The sequence below is a fragment of the Tolumonas lignilytica genome, assembly GCF_000527035.1.
GTDB classification, from domain to species: domain Bacteria; phylum Pseudomonadota; class Gammaproteobacteria; order Enterobacterales; family Aeromonadaceae; genus Tolumonas; species Tolumonas lignilytica.
In genome coordinates this window covers 159,933-174,961 of the sequence record NZ_AZUK01000001.1, presented here as the reverse complement: position 1 = coordinate 174,961, position 15,029 = coordinate 159,933, and the positions used below count along the sequence as shown (strand labels likewise).

Genomic DNA, 15,029 nt, shown 5'->3' with positions numbered 1-15,029 from the left:
CTTTTTGAACTATTCCTGTGCGTATTGCGCCAGTTTTTTATTTAAGGCTTCGGCCAGTTCTGCGGGTTCTTCCACCAGATTCTCTTCACCTTGAAGAGGGAATACCGTGACGGAAATACCATCCTGTGTCAGACCATCAATCCAGCGTTCCAACCAGATTTTCAGGGTGATGGATTGCGGTTGATAGTTTTTCAGGTCATCGACAGCCCATAGTTTTGCATAATCAGGATGAGGCCATACCGGCAGGCATGTTTCATCATTATCTGAGTTAAGAAACAGCAACCCGTTTTCATCCTTCAAGGCCCATAATTCACCGCTACGTGCGACTTTGCTGAGGAAGTATTCATAACGATAATCAGCATTCAATTTTAGGGCTGCATTGCGTTCCAGGTCTGTCAGTTCGTAACTCATAGCGTGTCATGATCCAATAATGAAGATAAAGCATGATGATCCCATCGGTCTGCCGGTTGTGTAAACAGAATTAATGCGTTATTCAGAGCATAGAACCGAATCATTCTGTTTGCCTGGTTAGATGTGTTTATTAAATAAACAGTCAGGATTGGCAATAATAAATAAGGCTTGCTTGTTTATAACTATCTGATTACTATTCTGGCCTCTGACGCGGGGTGGAGCAGCTTGGTAGCTCGTCGGGCTCATAACCCGAAGGTCGTAGGTTCAAATCCTGCCCCCGCAACCAAATTTTAAAAGCCGCTTTTAAAGCGGCTTTTTTGTTTTCGGTTTGCAGCATACGCGTATTGCGTCTGGCTATATTGTTCGATAATTGCGCTATTATTTTAATCGTTTAAAGATGATTTGTTTTTCATCTAATCATTTTTCGGAATTAAAAGCTTGTAATTTGTTTTGTTTCCAACTATTATCATTCTCATTGACGCGGGATGGAGCAGCTTGGTAGCTCGTCGGGCTCATAACCCGAAGGTCGTAGGTTCAAATCCTGCTCCCGCAACCAAATTTAAAGGCCACTTTCAGAAGTGGCCTTTTTCGTTTCTTAATCCATTCTCATTTCTCTCGTTTGCTCTCATTTATTTCTATTATTTGTTTAGAGCATCTGATCTTTTGAACCAAAATTTTTCTGACCTTCATTGAGATAAAAGTCAAAAAGAGAAGGAAAATTATGGTCTAGTATTAACTCAGAAGAATGAAGACAACAGGAAGCTACAAGATGTCGATCAATAAATCGTTACGGGCGCAATTATTGATTCTGCAGGGATGCACGGTGATTCTGCTTATTATTATTGCCTTGTTTTGTTTTCGCTATTTGTCACAGGCGGTAACGTCATATGGTGATCTTCTTGCGGGCCCGCTGAAAGAATCTCAATTGGTAGATAATGCAAATCTGGAATTCAAAATCCAGGTACAGGAATGGAAGGATGTATTGTTACGCGGGAAAAACCCGGAGAATTTGAATAAATATTGGCAGCAATTTGAGACACAAGAAAAGAAAGTTAGGACAATACTGACCGATTTACAGTCACTGGCTACCCGGCAGCAAAACACGGTGTTGGTACTACAGATAAAAGAATTGATCGAAGAACATACCCGATTAGGCATTTCTTATCGGAAAGGAAGAGATGCATTTCTGGCTGCTAATGCAGATCCTTATATGGGTGATAAGGCCGTAAAGGGAATTGATCGTGTTACCAGTGAAAAAATGTCTGTATTGGCTAAGCAACTGCATGAGCAAAGTGACAATGAATCAGCATTGATTCTTCAGCATTCAAATAAGGCAATCATCATCGGGGTCGTGATTATTATTACTTCCAGCCTATTTGTCATATTAGCCAGTATCTGGTTAATTAACCGCCGGATTCTAAATCCTATTCGTGAAGTGATTGCGTATATTTCACAATTAAGTCAAGGTCGTTTTGAGCTGCGTTTTGTAAACCATCGAGAAGATGAACTGGGTGCATTAGCCAAATCAGCCAGCATATTACGTGATTCTCTCTTCCATACCTTTACTCAATTGAAAAGCAGTATTGATCACCTTGACCTTTCCAGCTCACAGTTAAAAGCCACATCCACCGTTATGGCATCAGGCACTCGAGATCAATTAGCCCGAGCTGATTTAGTTGCAACCGCAGTTCATGAAATGGCGGCAACAGCAAAGGATGTCGCAAATAGTACCTCGATTGCTGCCAGTGCTGCTGATCAGGCTAATCAGGCTGCGAATAACAGTGAACGAGTCATGCAATCTACCATTTCTATGATCACTGAGATGAGTAATGAAATAGAAAATACCGCGCATGTGATTCAACAGTTAGATATAGATAGCCGTCGAATTACAACGGTGTTGGAGGTGATTCGTAGTATTGCAGATCAAACAAATTTACTGGCATTAAATGCCGCGATTGAAGCGGCCCGGGCAGGGGAATATGGTCGAGGATTTGCAGTAGTTGCCGATGAAGTTAGAACATTAGCTAAACGTACTGCAGATTCTACGGCTGAGATTAATACGATTATCGCTACGGTTCAAAGTGGAACTAGCGATGCCGTTCAAGCTATTGCCAGCAGTCATCAAATAAGTGGAGACAGTGTAAGTAAAGTAACAGAAGTGGGAATAATGTTAGAACAAATAACGAAATCAATTGGTGACATTCAGAATATGACTCATCAGATCGCCACTGCCGCAGAAGAACAAACGTCAGTGATTGAAGATATTTCCAGCAATCTGATCGATATCAAAAATACGGCATCACAAAATGAAGAAAATGCAAAAATCACGAAGGACACCAGTCTTCAATTGCATACTCTTTCTTCGGAATTGCATCAGTCTATGCAGAAATTGATGAACTGAGATTCTCATTCTTGGTTTCATGCCTGAACCAGACAGCCATCGACCAAATGAATTTGCCGATCTGCAGCTTTGGCAAATTCCGCATCATGCGTGACTGCGACAATGGCACATTTATGCTGACGTGTCAGGTTATGCAAAATATCCCGGACATTGGCACTGGATTTGGTATCCAAAGCGCCGGTCGGTTCATCGGCAAGAATTAACACTGGATCATTGGCTAATGCCCGGGCGACAGCAACACGCTGACGTTGTCCTCCGGAAAGTTGGTGGGGCAGTTTATGTTTATGGTCGCGCATATCCAGAGAGTCTAATAAGGCATTGGCTTTTTCGCGTGCCTGGATCTCGGTAAGTTCACCGAGTTTCCGCATGGGTAGCATGACATTTTCTAAAGATGAAAATTCAGCAAGCAGAAAATGAAATTGAAAAACAAAGCCAATACGTTGTAACCGTATTTGAGCTAATTGGTTGTCAGTAAATAAACTGGTTTCTGCATCCTCCAGCCAGAGTTTTCCTGAAGTCGGAGAATCGAGCAGACCAAGTAAATATAACAAGGATGATTTGCCTGAACCTGAAGGCCCCATGATGGCAACAAATTCATTCTGTTCTATCTGCAGGTCAATGTTCTGAACTAAGGTAACGGGCACTTCACCCGGCAAGATCCGAGTCAGTCTCTCTGTTCGCAAAATACCGCTCATTCGGCACCTCGCAGAATGTCGACCGGTTTAACCCGACCGCCTTTTCTTGCTGGTAACCAAGCGGCGCATAATGACGATAACATGGCAAACGCGATGGCAAACAACAGTTGATCCATGCCCCAATAAATAGGGATGAACGCCTGAGCCGTATAAAACGGGCTTTTAAAGGAAATTCGGCTCAGCCCATACATCAACGACAGGCCAAGTGCCGTTCCCAATACACTGCCTAACAACCCCAGTATGCTTCCTTCAATTAAAAAGATGCCTTCGATGTCATTTGCGCCAAAGCCGATCGATTTTAAAATGGCAATGTCTTTGGTTTTCTCCAAGACGACCGTCGAAATGACGTTGTAAATACCAAACGACGCCACCACCAGAATGGCACTGACGACACTGTACATGATGAGATTTCTGATCAAGACCATATTCATTAGATCTTCACTGGCTTCCTGCCAGGATTGCGTCTTATAGCCGATATCCTGTTCAATCTGATGTGCTACCGTAGTGGCCTGATTAGGATCTTTGATCTTAATAATCAGCAAATTGGCGACATTTGGCTTTTCCAGAAAATTTTGAACCCGATTTAATAAGGCATAAATTTGGCGGTCATCATTGTTGGCGGTGCCGGTGCGAAAAAGTGCGACCACTTTCATGAGACGAACACTGCCGGTTGGTGATGTAATGGTGAGTTGATCGCCGATGGTTATCTGCAGTTTTTCAGCAAGACCTGCACCAATGATGATGCCATTGGGGTTGATGGATAAACTTTCCAGTGAGCCCTGAATGAAGTAGTGCGCAATAGCACTGACGTTTTTCATTAAATCGGGCACCACACCGGATAATGTGACCCCGCGCGTGATACCGGAATAGGAAACAATGACTTGTCCTTGCAATACGGGGGCTATTTCTAAATCTTTTATTTTTCCAAGCTGGAGCAATTTTTCTTTATATTGCCGAATACCTTTGATTTCTGTCTTGGGTTTCACGCCGTGTAGGGTATAAACCGCTTTCGGATATACCAGTTCAATCGGCTGCTTCTTCGGATATCGGTATTCGTCATAGACAGTGATATGAGGGGAGTTATCAACCAAACGTTGCATAAAGTCTTGTTCAGAGCCACGCATCAGACCGGAGATTGCCAGAAAAAAAGCCACACCCAGTGAAACACCGAGTACAGACACTATCGTTTGTCGACGACGTGACATCAGATGACTGAGTGCGATAGAGGCAGATAGATTCATGAGCGGGTGTCCGTTTTATCTGGCCAATAAGCCCGCACTTTCTGACCGGCCTGCAATTTTTCGGGTGGGTTAAGAATGACAACATCCTGATCGGATATTCCGGACAATATCTCGGTTTTGTCTGCGTTTTTTTCTCCCGTAGTGACGGGTTGATAGAATGTTTCGTCGTGTTTAATCAGCCATACGCCATGATTAACAATACTGGTGTTGGGGATCAGTAAGGCGTGATCCCGTTGGGCAATAAGAATATTGCATTCCGCCGTCATACCAATGAAGAAGGGAGCGTTTTCAGGTAAGGCGATCCGTACACGGTAGCTGCGGGTGATGGGATCCCCCTTGGGGGTTATTTCGCGAATGATGCCTTCAAAGGTTTCGCCGGGAAATGCATCGGCCGTAATGAGTACGCGCTGGCCTGTTTTCACACGAGGAATGTCTTCCTCATCCACACTGGCCGATAAACGCAAAGAGGTTCCGGCCTTGCGGAGATAGAAAACAATTTGATTTACCGGTAAATAATCACCGGTCTCGCCATCGCGTTGGATCACCTCACCATCCACCGGGCTGACTAAAGTAAGTGATTTGAGCTGTGCCAAGGCTCGTTGGGTCACTTCATTAGCCGCATCTGCGTCGGTCTTGGCTTGTTCGAGCTGTTCTGCACTCACCATTTTTCGCTGAAACAAGTGTGTGATGCGATAGAGATTATTCTCTGCATTTTTTTGGCGGATCTGCATTTCCTGCACGGAGGTTTTCAGTTCGGCATCGTCTAACTGAGCCAGAGCTTGTCCGGCTTTTACAGACATTCGCTCATCGGCAAACAATTGGGTTAATCGAGCGGCTCGTTCAGTGGCAACACGAATTAACGGGTCGGGTTCGATTTCACCTGTCGCATAGACGGCTTCAATAACTTGTCCTCTGGACGGATGAGCAACACGCAGCGATGGCGGAACGAGAAAGTAAATAATGCTCACAGTGCTCATGACCAGCACCATTAACACAAAGAATCCTTTCCGTCGGGTCAACACAGGTGGCTCCTGCATTCATGAGGGCTCAGATCTAAGTATAGATAGTCTTACTCCATAAAAAATGCATGGTTTTATGTTTATGTAAATTAGGAAAAGTTAAACTATGTAAACTAAACTTGTAGAGCTACATAGTGAGGATTCCTTTGTCAGGATATAAAGAGGAGACGAAAGATGTCAGCATCTACAATAACCAAGTCGATAATGATTGGTTTACTCATTGTACCCATCATGGGCTTTGCAGCAGATAAGACCGCGCCAGTAAAACCAGCCCCTCAGGCAGCATACGTTGCAGATAAAGAGCCTATTTTCGGATATCAACTGATGACTCCGGCGGAACGGACAACATTCAGAACACAAATGCAAAATGCCACCACGGCGGAAGAACGCCAGAAAATCCGTCTTCAACATAGAACCCTCATGCTTGAACGTGCCAAAGCGCAAGGTGTCACCTTACCCGATACACCAATGATGAATAATCAGGGCATTGGTAGTGGTAGAGCAGGGAAAGGGGGAATGATGAATGGAAACGGTTACGGTAGAGGGAAAAACTAGTAGTTGACGTATCAGTTGGGTTTATCATATCCGGAGTTTGCTCTTTTCGCGCTCCGGATTTTTTATTGATAACGAAAATCAAAAAACCATTCCGTACCTGCGACTGCAATGTTGTATGATGAGATCCAGATCAAATCTGCTTAGCTTTTTCCTTCGTTTCCCGGTATGCCGCTACACATTGCAAAAAGCTGACGGTTCCACTTTATTATTTAGCTATAAAACGCTGAGGTATAAGGACATATGAAAAAAGTGTACAATTTCTGTGCTGGCCCGGCTATGTTGCCGGTGGAAGTGATGCAACAGGCTCAACGTGAATTTATTGATTTCGCGGGTTTAGGCGTGTCTGTGATGGAACTGTCCCACCGTGGTAAAGAATACATGGCATTGGCTGCAGAAGCAGAGCAGGATCTGCGTGATCTGCTGAATGTACCGGATAACTATAAAGTATTGTTTATGCATGGCGGTGGTCGTGGTCAATTTGCGGCAGTGCCAATGAACCTGCTGGGTGGCGAAAACAAGAAAGCGGATTATCTGATCTCTGGCGTATGGTCTAAGGCTGCACTGACTGAAGCGCACAAATATGCTGATGCGGTCGCGGTTGAGGGTGTAACCAAAGATGCAGACGGCCATTTTACCTTGGTCGAAAAACCTCAGTTCCGTTCTGATGCTGCTTATATTCATTATTGCCCGAACGAAACCATCGAAGGGATCGAAATGTTCGATCTGCCAGACACGGGCGATATTCCTCTGGTTGCTGATCTGTCTTCTACTATTCTGTCTCGCCCGATTGATGTTTCTAAGTTTGGAATCATCTATGCCGGCGCACAGAAAAACATTGGCCCATCAGGATTGTGCATTGCTATTGTCCGTGATGATTTGTTGAATCAGGCCCGTGCTGATGTTCCTGCTATTTTTGATTATAAACTGACGGCTGAAAACGATTCTATGTTTAACACCCCGCCGACCTATTCATGGTATCTGGCTGGTCTGGTGTTTAAATGGCTGAAGAACCTGGGCGGTTTAGAAGCCATGGAAAAACTGAATAAAGAAAAAGCCGATTATCTGTATAACTACATTGATAACAGCAGCTTCTATAGCAATAACGTTGCTCCACATTGCCGTTCACGCATGAATGTCCCATTCCAACTGGCAAATCCTGAACTGGATGCCGCTTTTCTGGCTGAAGCGAAAGATGCGGGTTTGATGGCGCTGAAAGGCCACCGTATTGTTGGTGGTATGCGGGCCAGCATCTACAATGCGATGCCGCTGGAAGGGATCAAAACATTAGTCAGCTTTATGGATGATTTTGCTAAGAAGCACAGTTAATCGTCAATTCAGTCACCGCTGATGTGATTTAAAGCGGCGTTCCTCTGCGCTGCAGTGTAATATTAAATGTAGAGGATAACGCCGGATTATCCGGCGTTATTTTTATGGTGGAATCTATGAGCGTGTCTCATTTCCCTAACAATAAGAATTTTTCGTTGTAACAGGAACACTATGAAAACCCTGACTCTGGAACCTATTGCGCGTGTAGAAGGGACAGTTAACTTGCCTGGATCCAAGAGCGTTTCCAATCGTGCTTTACTACTAGCGGCACTGGCTCGAGGAACAACCCGCTTAACTAATCTGCTCGATAGCGACGATATCCGTCATATGCTGAACGCCCTGAAAACACTGGGTGTTAAATATGAACTTTCTGCGGATAAAACGACTTGTACGGTTCATGGATTAGGCCGTGCATTTTCCTCAGCAGAGCCAGTCAGTTTATTTCTGGGTAATGCAGGTACCGCCATGCGTCCTTTATGTGCGGCACTTTGTCTGAGTAGTGGCGAATTCACTCTGACCGGTGAGCCTCGGATGGAAGAACGTCCAATTGCACATCTGGTAGATGCTTTACGTCAGGCCGGTGCACATATTCATTACCTGAAAAAAGAGGGCTATCCACCGCTCACTATCGAAGGCAAAGGCCTGTGGGGTGGGGAAGTTGTGATTGATGGTTCGGTATCGAGTCAATTTCTGACGGCATTCCTGATGGCTGCACCATTGGCTTCCGGTGATGTACGCATCCGTATTCGCGGTGAGCTGGTTTCCAAACCCTATATTGATATCACGTTGCATATCATGAAACAGTTTGGTGTGACGGTAGAACACGACAACTATCAGGTGTTCTATGTGCGTGGTAATCAAACCTATGTCTCTCCGGGCAAGTTTTTAGTGGAAGGGGATGCCTCTTCGGCGTCTTATTTTCTCGCTGCTGGCGCAATCAAAGGCAAAGTCCGTGTTACTGGCATTGGCAAAGACAGTATTCAGGGTGATATCCGCTTTGCGGACGTGCTGGAGAAAATGGGTGCGAAAATTACCTGGGGTGATGACTTTATCGAAGCAGAAAATGTAGGTGAATTGCGTGCCGTTGATTTGGATCTGAACCAGATCCCAGATGCGGCCATGACAATCGCGACAGCTGCATTGTTTGCGAAAGGTAAAACCGCTATTCGTAATATCTACAACTGGCGCGTAAAAGAAACAGATCGTCTGACAGCGATGGCAACTGAATTGCGGAAAGTAGGTGCTGAGGTTGTTGAGGGTCATGATTTCATCGAAATTACACCTGCTGCACAGTTAAAACATGCTGCGATCGATACCTACAATGATCATCGTATAGCGATGTGTTTCTCGCTGGTGGCATTGAGTGACACGCCTGTAACGATTAATGATCCGGGATGCACCTCTAAAACGTTCCCTGATTATTTCACTAAATTTTCATCTGTGTCTCAACACTGATTGCTGAACTGCCATATGGAAAAAGGCGGCTTAAGGCCGCCTTTTTTATGTTTGATTCTGCTGAATTTGGTTATAAAAAAGCCTGACATCTAGTCAGGCTTTTTGCTGTTTTTAATTAATACTCGGTATTAATTAAAACAGGATACGTGCTTTCAGCGTACCATCAATTTCTTTCAGGCGGGCCAGCGCAATATCACTGTGCTCAGTTTCTACTTCGATGACAACGTAACCGATGTTAGCGTTGGTTTGCAGGAACTGACCGGCAATATTGATGCCTTCATCAGCAAATGCTTGGTTGATCTTGTTCAGAACACCAGGCTGGTTGCGATGAATATGCAGCAGACGGCTGGTTTTACGATTCAGTTCTGGCAGTGAGACTTCAGGGAAGTTAACAGCAGACAGAGTTGAACCGTTGTCTGAATACTTGATCAGCTTGCTGGAAACTTCGATACCGATGTTTTCCTGTGCTTCCTGAGTAGAACCACCAATGTGTGGAGTCAGGAGTACATTGTCAAACTTCTGCAATGGAGAAACGAATTTCTCACCATTGGCTTTAGGCTCAACAGGGAATACGTCAATTGCAGCACCTGCGATATGACCACTTTCCAGCGCTGCCGCTAAGTCATCAATTTTGACTACAGTGCCGCGAGCTGCGTTGATAAAGATGGAGTTTGCTTTCATCTTGGCAAACTGTTCAGCACCAAACATGTCTTTGGTCGATGGTGTTTCAGGCACATGCAGGGTGATGACATCAGACTGTGCTAACAGTTCATCCATCGTTGCCACTTGAATTGCATTACCCATAGAAAGTTTATTTTCAATATCGTAGTAATAAACTTTCATGCCGATGCTTTCAGCGATAACGCTCAGCTGGCTACCAATGTGGCCATAGCCTACGATACCTAATTTTTTACCACGGGCTTCAACAGAATTGTTGGCGCTCTTATCCCAATCACCACGATGAGCTCCCGCATTCTTAGCTGGGATACCGCGCAGCAGTAACAGAATTTCGCCCAATACCAATTCTGCAACAGAACGGGTATTAGAGAATGGAGCGTTAAATACAGGAATACCGCGCTTTTCGGCTGCAGCCAGATCAACCTGGTTGGTTCCAATACAGAAACAACCAATAGCCACCAGTTTCTGAGCGGCTTCAAGAACGCGTTCAGTCAGATGAGTACGAGAACGGATACCAATGAAATGTACGTCGCGGATTTTTTCGATCAGCGCTTCTTCTTCCAGTGAGCCTTTTACATATTCCACATTGGTGTAACCAGCAGATTTGAAGTTATCTACGGAATTTGGATGCACACCTTCCAGCAGTAATACTTTGATCTTGTCCTTGTCGAGAGAATATTTGGTCATGTCTGCGCTCCCTTTTACGCAACGTCATTGGATTGCGTAGTAAATTAACAAAAAAGGGGAGGCTGCGCCAAGGAAGATTGCCTTAACGTAATACAAATTTTCTATATGGCTAATGCAATATATCTATATACATTAGATGCTCATCGAACTAGCAAAATATATGCCTTAAATAAGGTCTGTTCGTATTTACTGATTGGACAGTGGATACCGCAAGGCATATCTTTGTATGAATTTAAGAAGGGGTGGTCATGAACATAATTTTCGATATCGGAAACGTGCTGGTGAGATGGGATCCAGTCAATATTGTACGCTCAGTGATCAATGCGCCCGGCGCTGTCAGAGTTGCGGAACTTTTGTTTGCACATCCAGACTGGCATGAAATAGACAGGGGGGCGTTGACGATCCCTGAAATAATTAAGCGGGCGGTTGAACGGACAGATATTGATGAGGACATTGTTGCTGCTATTTACCATGCGGTTCCGGCCTCATTAACTCCCATTGATGAAAGCATTACCTTGCTGAAACAGTTGAAGCAAGCGGGGCATGGCATTTATGCATTATCCAACATGGGGCATGATAATGCGGCTTATCTGGCAAAACATGCACCTTTCTGGGATGAATTTGAAGGTCGGGTGATTTCAGCAGAAGTAAAATTAATTAAACCTGATCCAGCAATCTATAGATATTTGCTTAATGAAAATGGTCTTACCAATTCTGAGTGCGTCTTTATTGATGATTCTCTGGCTAATGTTCAAACAGCTGAGCAATTAGGTATCAGATCAATCCATTTTTGTTCTGCTTCACAAGCCAGTATGGCGTTGAAACAATTCGTCACATGGCAGGAATAGACGGATTTGCACAGAAAACTGATCTAAATCATTTAACAGTATAAACGCCAATTTAAATCTTATTGAAACAGGTGACGGATTGGTAGGAATAAGGGAGAATAAATAGTCGAATCCCACATTAATTGGTAAGACCAATTAATGTGTGTAATCCGACAGGAAATGTGAGGTTTGTAGCAAAGAGACCGTGGCGGGGGAAAGGGCTGTTAGCTTGATAACCGTGGACGTTCTGTGTGTCGAATAGCAAACGCAGTGACCTGGTCGGATTGGCATAATTTATGATGGATTGACATTCAGGGGCCTGAGTCGAAACTACGGGTTCAGGCTGATATATCTAAGGCAGCATCTAAAAGCCGAAACTTATGAACCATAAGTCGTTGAGCCGGTTTTTAGACGTTACTTATTGAGTAGGCCATCGTCGAACGAAATTAATTCGTTCGCCCTGACCTTGAACCGCTTTAACACCCATGTGTTTGAAGCAATGCGAGGAAAGAATGGAAGTAACAATCAATCCAACCGTTCTGGTTGTTAACTGTGGCAGTTCATCACTGAAATTCGCTATCGTTGATCCTGTTTCAGGTGAGCAATATCTGACCGGTCTGGCAGAAGCTTTAGGTTTACCCGAAGCTAATATCAGTTGGCGGTTTGGTGATAACGAAAAACAGAAGGACGCGTTAGTTGCCGGTGCGGATCACACTGCGGCGTTAACTTATCTCGAGGAACATATCCTTGAAGGTAAGCCTGAATTGATGAAGTCATTCATCGCGGTGGGTCACCGTGTTGTATCTGGCGGAGAACTATTCTCTCAGCCTACACTGATCACTGATGAAGTGGTGAAAGGCATTGAGCAATGTATTCCACTTGCTCCGCTGCACAACCCGGCACACTTACTTGGTATTGCCGCCGCCCGTCGTCTCTTCTCCGATTTACCTCACGTTGCAATTTTCGATACCGCTTTCCATCAGACTATGCCTGCTAAAGCATTCATGTATCCGCTTCCTCGTGAGCTGTACACTGAACATGCTATTCGCCGCTATGGTGCACATGGTACCAGCCATTACTATGTAACCACTGAAGCCGCTAAAATGCTCGGAAAACCCATGTCTGAAACCAATATCATTACTGCTCACTTGGGTAATGGTGGTTCTGTCAGTGCTATCAAAAATGGTAAATGTGTTGATACCTCTATGGGTCTGACTCCGCTGGAAGGTATCGTAATGGGTACCCGTTGTGGTGATATCGACCCGTCAGTTGTGTTCTTCCTGATCGACACACTGGGCTACACAGTTGAAGACGTTCGTAATACGCTGAACAAGAAATCTGGCCTGTTGGGTCTGTCTGGCAAAACCAGCGATTTCCGCGGCATTATTGAAGGTGTTGAGCAAGGTGACGAAAACTGTCAGCAGGCGTTTGATATTTACTGCTATCGTCTGGCGAAATACATCGCTTCTTACTATGTTGCGGTCGGTAAAGTCGATGCACTGATTTTCACTGGTGGTATCGGTGAAAACTCTATGCCAATGCGTAGCGCTGTTCTGAAACTGCTGGAAGGCTTCGGTTTTGTGGAAGATGAAGCTGGTAATGCAGCCGCGCGTTTTGGCAGTTCAGGTTTGATTACTAAACCTGGCAGCACTAAAGCATTCGTTATTCCGACTAACGAAGAGCTGGTCATCGCACAAGGTGCTGCTGAGTTTGCTAAATAATTTTCAGATTATTTATATAATAAAAACGGCCCATCATGGGCCGTTTTGCTATCTGTAAAAGTTTTATCTTAACTTGCTTGTTGCGGTGCGGTTGCTGATTCCAGCGCAGCCTGATGACGTTGAGTGGGTGTCTTAACCAGCAGTTCTTTCCATTTACGTAATGCTGAAATCAGAATAATGATTCCCAGTGCCAGCATGATGATGGAGATACAACCATTGAAGATGTTGTAGCCTTTTGCTGCCGGGTTGAAGTAGACGTGAGAGATCATCCAGTAACCCGCATATTGTACGGTCACAAAAAGATATGCCAGCGGGATCAGACAAGTCAGCGCATAGCGGCGTTTCTGAGACAGACGCAGGATAATGGTTGTGCCAATAATCAAGCCAACCGATGCCATCAACTGATTAGAAACCCCGAACAATGCCCAGACAGAGCCAATATCACCAGACATCAGCAGATAACCCCACATCATACAAGCCAGTACGCTTGCACCAATGGCACCTGGCATCCAGTCAATCCGTTTCAGTGGTGCATAAAATTCACCAAAGAAGTCTTGAATTAAATAACGTGATACACGGGTGCCTGAATCCACTGCTGTCAGAATGAATACCGCTTCAAACATAACAACAAACTGGAAGAAATAAGATGCCAGAGAGCTGAACCAGCTTACTTTGGTGAAGATGTAAGACATCCCAACAGCCAAAGTAACAGCGCCACCGGTACGGCCATACAGATCCAAACCTATTTCTTTGGATAACTGTGGCAGATCGATAACATTCATTCCCAGGTTTGCAAATGCAGCAGGCGCCGAGTTGATAGCAAAATAATCAGCCGGATGCAGTGCTGTTGCCGCAATCAACGCCATGACACCGACCACACATTCTGCCAGCATCGCGCCAAAGGCGACGGGTAAGATGTCACTCCATTTATCAACCAGTTTAGGCGTTGTGCCAGAGCCGATGAAGGCATGGAAACCGGAGATTGCGCCACAGGCAATGGTGATTGAAATGAATGGCCATACTGGACCACCAAGAACCGGGCCACCACCATGAATAAACTGGGTCAGGGCAGGGAACTGAATTTCTGGATTAATAAATACCACTCCAACAATCAGTGCGCCGAATACGCCAATCTTCATGAATGAAGAGATGTAACCGCGAGGTGTCAGCAATAACCAAACTGGCAAAGCGGTTGCAAAGAATGCATAAATAGGTAACGCCAGACTGATGGTGGTCTCATGCAAAGTTAACCAATCACCGAGAAACGTACCTTGAATATAGGGTCCAAAGAATACACAAGCGAGAACTGCAATGAAGCCAACAATGGACGAGTTTTTCAAATCGCCGGTGTGTTTATGATATAAACCCACCACCATAGAGATCGGGATCGTCATAAAGACGGCAAAGGTACCCCAGGAATTGCGTTCCAGGGCATGTACGACCACCATAGATAAACCTGCCATGGTGATCGTAATGATGAACAGCATTGCCAACCCTGTGCACCATCCTGCAACAGGGCCGAGTTCAGCTTTAGCTACTTCGGATAATGATTTGCCCTGATACTTCATGGAAGCGAAAAGCACGACTGTGTCGTGCACCGCGCCACCGATAACACAACCGATCAGCAACCAAAGGAAACTGGGCAGATAGCCGTATTGTGCTGCTAATACAGGGCCAACTAACGGACCAGCCGCAGCGATGGCTGCAAAGTGTTGACCAAAATTCACCCAGCGATTGGTTGGCACATAGTTCTTGCCGTCAGCTAACGCATGAGAAGGCGTGACCTGACGGTCATCGGCCTGCAGTACTTTTCGAACGAAAAAGATACCGTAAAACCGATAACAAATAGCAAGAATACACAGTGCACTGATGACAAATGTTATTGCATGCGTCATTTGTGTTACTCCTGAACAAGTGAAAACTGACACCAGAACAATTCCGGCGGTACAGATTCACTTTAGAAAACCTGCTTCAGGAATAACATTCATAAACAAGTAAGCGGTGATATAGCGT

The 15,029-nt window shown here is 44.9% G+C and carries 12 protein-coding genes and 2 tRNA genes; 8 read left to right on the top strand and 6 right to left on the bottom strand.

Features of this window, described 5'->3' with window-relative positions; translation table 11 throughout:
- Nucleotides 1–9: 9 nt before the first annotated feature.
- Entirely contained in the window at nt 10–411 is a 402-nt protein-coding gene (locus H027_RS0100795) for a DUF2750 domain-containing protein (protein WP_024870636.1), read from the bottom strand.
- 209 nt (nt 412–620) lie between these two features.
- Here H027_RS0100795 and H027_RS0100785 point away from each other — a divergent pair.
- The 3 genes from H027_RS0100785 to H027_RS0100775 all read left to right on the top strand — a co-directional run bounded on the left by H027_RS0100785 (nt 621) and on the right by H027_RS0100775 (nt 2,812).
- Nucleotides 621–697, top strand: a tRNA-Met gene (locus tag H027_RS0100785).
- Between the two features lie 193 nt (nt 698–890).
- Nucleotides 891–967 (top strand) — tRNA-Met (locus H027_RS0100780).
- 213 nt (nt 968–1,180) lie between these two features.
- Nucleotides 1,181–2,812, top strand: a complete 1,632-nt coding sequence (locus H027_RS0100775) for a methyl-accepting chemotaxis protein (protein WP_024870635.1) — start codon at nt 1,181–1,183, stop codon at nt 2,810–2,812.
- A gap of 17 nt (nt 2,813–2,829) precedes the next feature.
- On the opposite strand, the gene H027_RS0100770 is transcribed toward H027_RS0100775, so the two are convergent.
- Genes H027_RS0100770 through H027_RS0100760 form a run of 3 tightly spaced genes read right to left on the bottom strand, consistent with a single transcriptional unit; the run spans nt 2,830 to nt 5,770 of the window.
- Nucleotides 2,830–3,507 (bottom strand): ABC transporter ATP-binding protein, encoded by a 678-nt coding sequence (locus H027_RS0100770; RefSeq protein WP_024870634.1) that lies wholly within the window; start codon nt 3,505–3,507, stop codon nt 2,830–2,832.
- The gene (locus H027_RS0100765) at nt 3,504–4,748 is read right to left on the bottom strand and encodes an ABC transporter permease (protein WP_024870633.1); all 1,245 of its coding nucleotides are present in this window, start codon (nt 4,746–4,748) and stop codon (nt 3,504–3,506) included. Before H027_RS0100765 ends, H027_RS0100770 begins: the two co-directional genes overlap by 4 nt.
- Entirely contained in the window at nt 4,745–5,770 is a 1,026-nt protein-coding gene (locus H027_RS0100760) for an efflux RND transporter periplasmic adaptor subunit (RefSeq protein ID WP_024870632.1), read from the bottom strand. Before H027_RS0100760 ends, H027_RS0100765 begins: the two co-directional genes overlap by 4 nt.
- Before the next feature lie 171 nt (nt 5,771–5,941).
- On the opposite strand from H027_RS0100760, the gene H027_RS0100755 reads away from it, so the two are divergent.
- The 3 genes from H027_RS0100755 to aroA all read left to right on the top strand — a co-directional run bounded on the left by H027_RS0100755 (nt 5,942) and on the right by aroA (nt 9,103).
- A complete protein-coding gene (locus tag H027_RS0100755; RefSeq protein WP_024870631.1) occupies nt 5,942–6,322 on the top strand; it encodes a hypothetical protein in 381 nt (126 codons plus the stop codon).
- 240 nt (nt 6,323–6,562) lie between these two features.
- On the top strand, nt 6,563–7,648 hold the full coding sequence (gene serC, locus H027_RS0100750) for a 3-phosphoserine/phosphohydroxythreonine transaminase (RefSeq protein ID WP_024870630.1): 1,086 nt from the start codon (nt 6,563–6,565) through the stop codon (nt 7,646–7,648).
- Nucleotides 7,649–7,819: 171 nt separating this feature from the next.
- Nucleotides 7,820–9,103, top strand: a complete 1,284-nt coding sequence (gene aroA / locus H027_RS0100745; RefSeq protein ID WP_024870629.1) for a 3-phosphoshikimate 1-carboxyvinyltransferase — start codon at nt 7,820–7,822, stop codon at nt 9,101–9,103.
- Nucleotides 9,104–9,235: 132 nt separating this feature from the next.
- On the opposite strand, the gene serA is transcribed toward aroA, so the two are convergent.
- Nucleotides 9,236–10,468, bottom strand: coding sequence for a phosphoglycerate dehydrogenase (gene serA / locus H027_RS0100740; protein WP_024870628.1), 1,233 nt, complete (start codon nt 10,466–10,468; stop codon nt 9,236–9,238).
- Nucleotides 10,469–10,716: 248 nt separating this feature from the next.
- Between serA and H027_RS0100735 the strand changes: the two genes are divergently transcribed.
- Together H027_RS0100735 and H027_RS0100730 are read left to right on the top strand one after the other, a co-directional pair.
- Entirely contained in the window at nt 10,717–11,316 is a 600-nt protein-coding gene (locus H027_RS0100735; protein ID WP_024870627.1) for an HAD family hydrolase, read from the top strand.
- A gap of 503 nt (nt 11,317–11,819) precedes the next feature.
- Nucleotides 11,820–13,016 (top strand): acetate kinase, encoded by a 1,197-nt coding sequence (locus tag H027_RS0100730; protein ID WP_024870626.1) that lies wholly within the window; start codon nt 11,820–11,822, stop codon nt 13,014–13,016.
- A 68-nt stretch (nt 13,017–13,084) separates the two neighbouring features.
- Here H027_RS0100730 and H027_RS0100725 read toward each other — a convergent pair whose 3' ends face one another.
- On the bottom strand, nt 13,085–14,911 hold the full coding sequence (locus H027_RS0100725; RefSeq protein WP_024870625.1) for a carbon starvation CstA family protein: 1,827 nt from the start codon (nt 14,909–14,911) through the stop codon (nt 13,085–13,087).
- Nucleotides 14,912–15,029 lie beyond the last annotated feature (118 nt).

Coding starts and splice junctions, on each gene's coding strand:
- H027_RS0100795 (WP_024870636.1), bottom strand. CDS start 411: ATGAGTTACGAACTGACAGACCTGGAACGCAATGCAGCCCTAAAATTG.
- H027_RS0100735 (WP_024870627.1), top strand. CDS start 10,717: ATGAACATAATTTTCGATATCGGAAACGTGCTGGTGAGATGGGATCCA.
- H027_RS0100725 (WP_024870625.1), bottom strand. CDS start 14,911: ATGACGCATGCAATAACATTTGTCATCAGTGCACTGTGTATTCTTGCT.
- H027_RS0100765 (WP_024870633.1), bottom strand. CDS start 4,748: ATGAATCTATCTGCCTCTATCGCACTCAGTCATCTGATGTCACGTCGT.
- H027_RS0100775 (WP_024870635.1), top strand. CDS start 1,181: ATGTCGATCAATAAATCGTTACGGGCGCAATTATTGATTCTGCAGGGA.
- H027_RS0100755 (WP_024870631.1), top strand. CDS start 5,942: ATGTCAGCATCTACAATAACCAAGTCGATAATGATTGGTTTACTCATT.
- serA (WP_024870628.1), bottom strand. CDS start 10,468: ATGACCAAATATTCTCTCGACAAGGACAAGATCAAAGTATTACTGCTG.
- aroA (WP_024870629.1), top strand. CDS start 7,820: ATGAAAACCCTGACTCTGGAACCTATTGCGCGTGTAGAAGGGACAGTT.
- serC (WP_024870630.1), top strand. CDS start 6,563: ATGAAAAAAGTGTACAATTTCTGTGCTGGCCCGGCTATGTTGCCGGTG.
- H027_RS0100770 (WP_024870634.1), bottom strand. CDS start 3,507: ATGAGCGGTATTTTGCGAACAGAGAGACTGACTCGGATCTTGCCGGGT.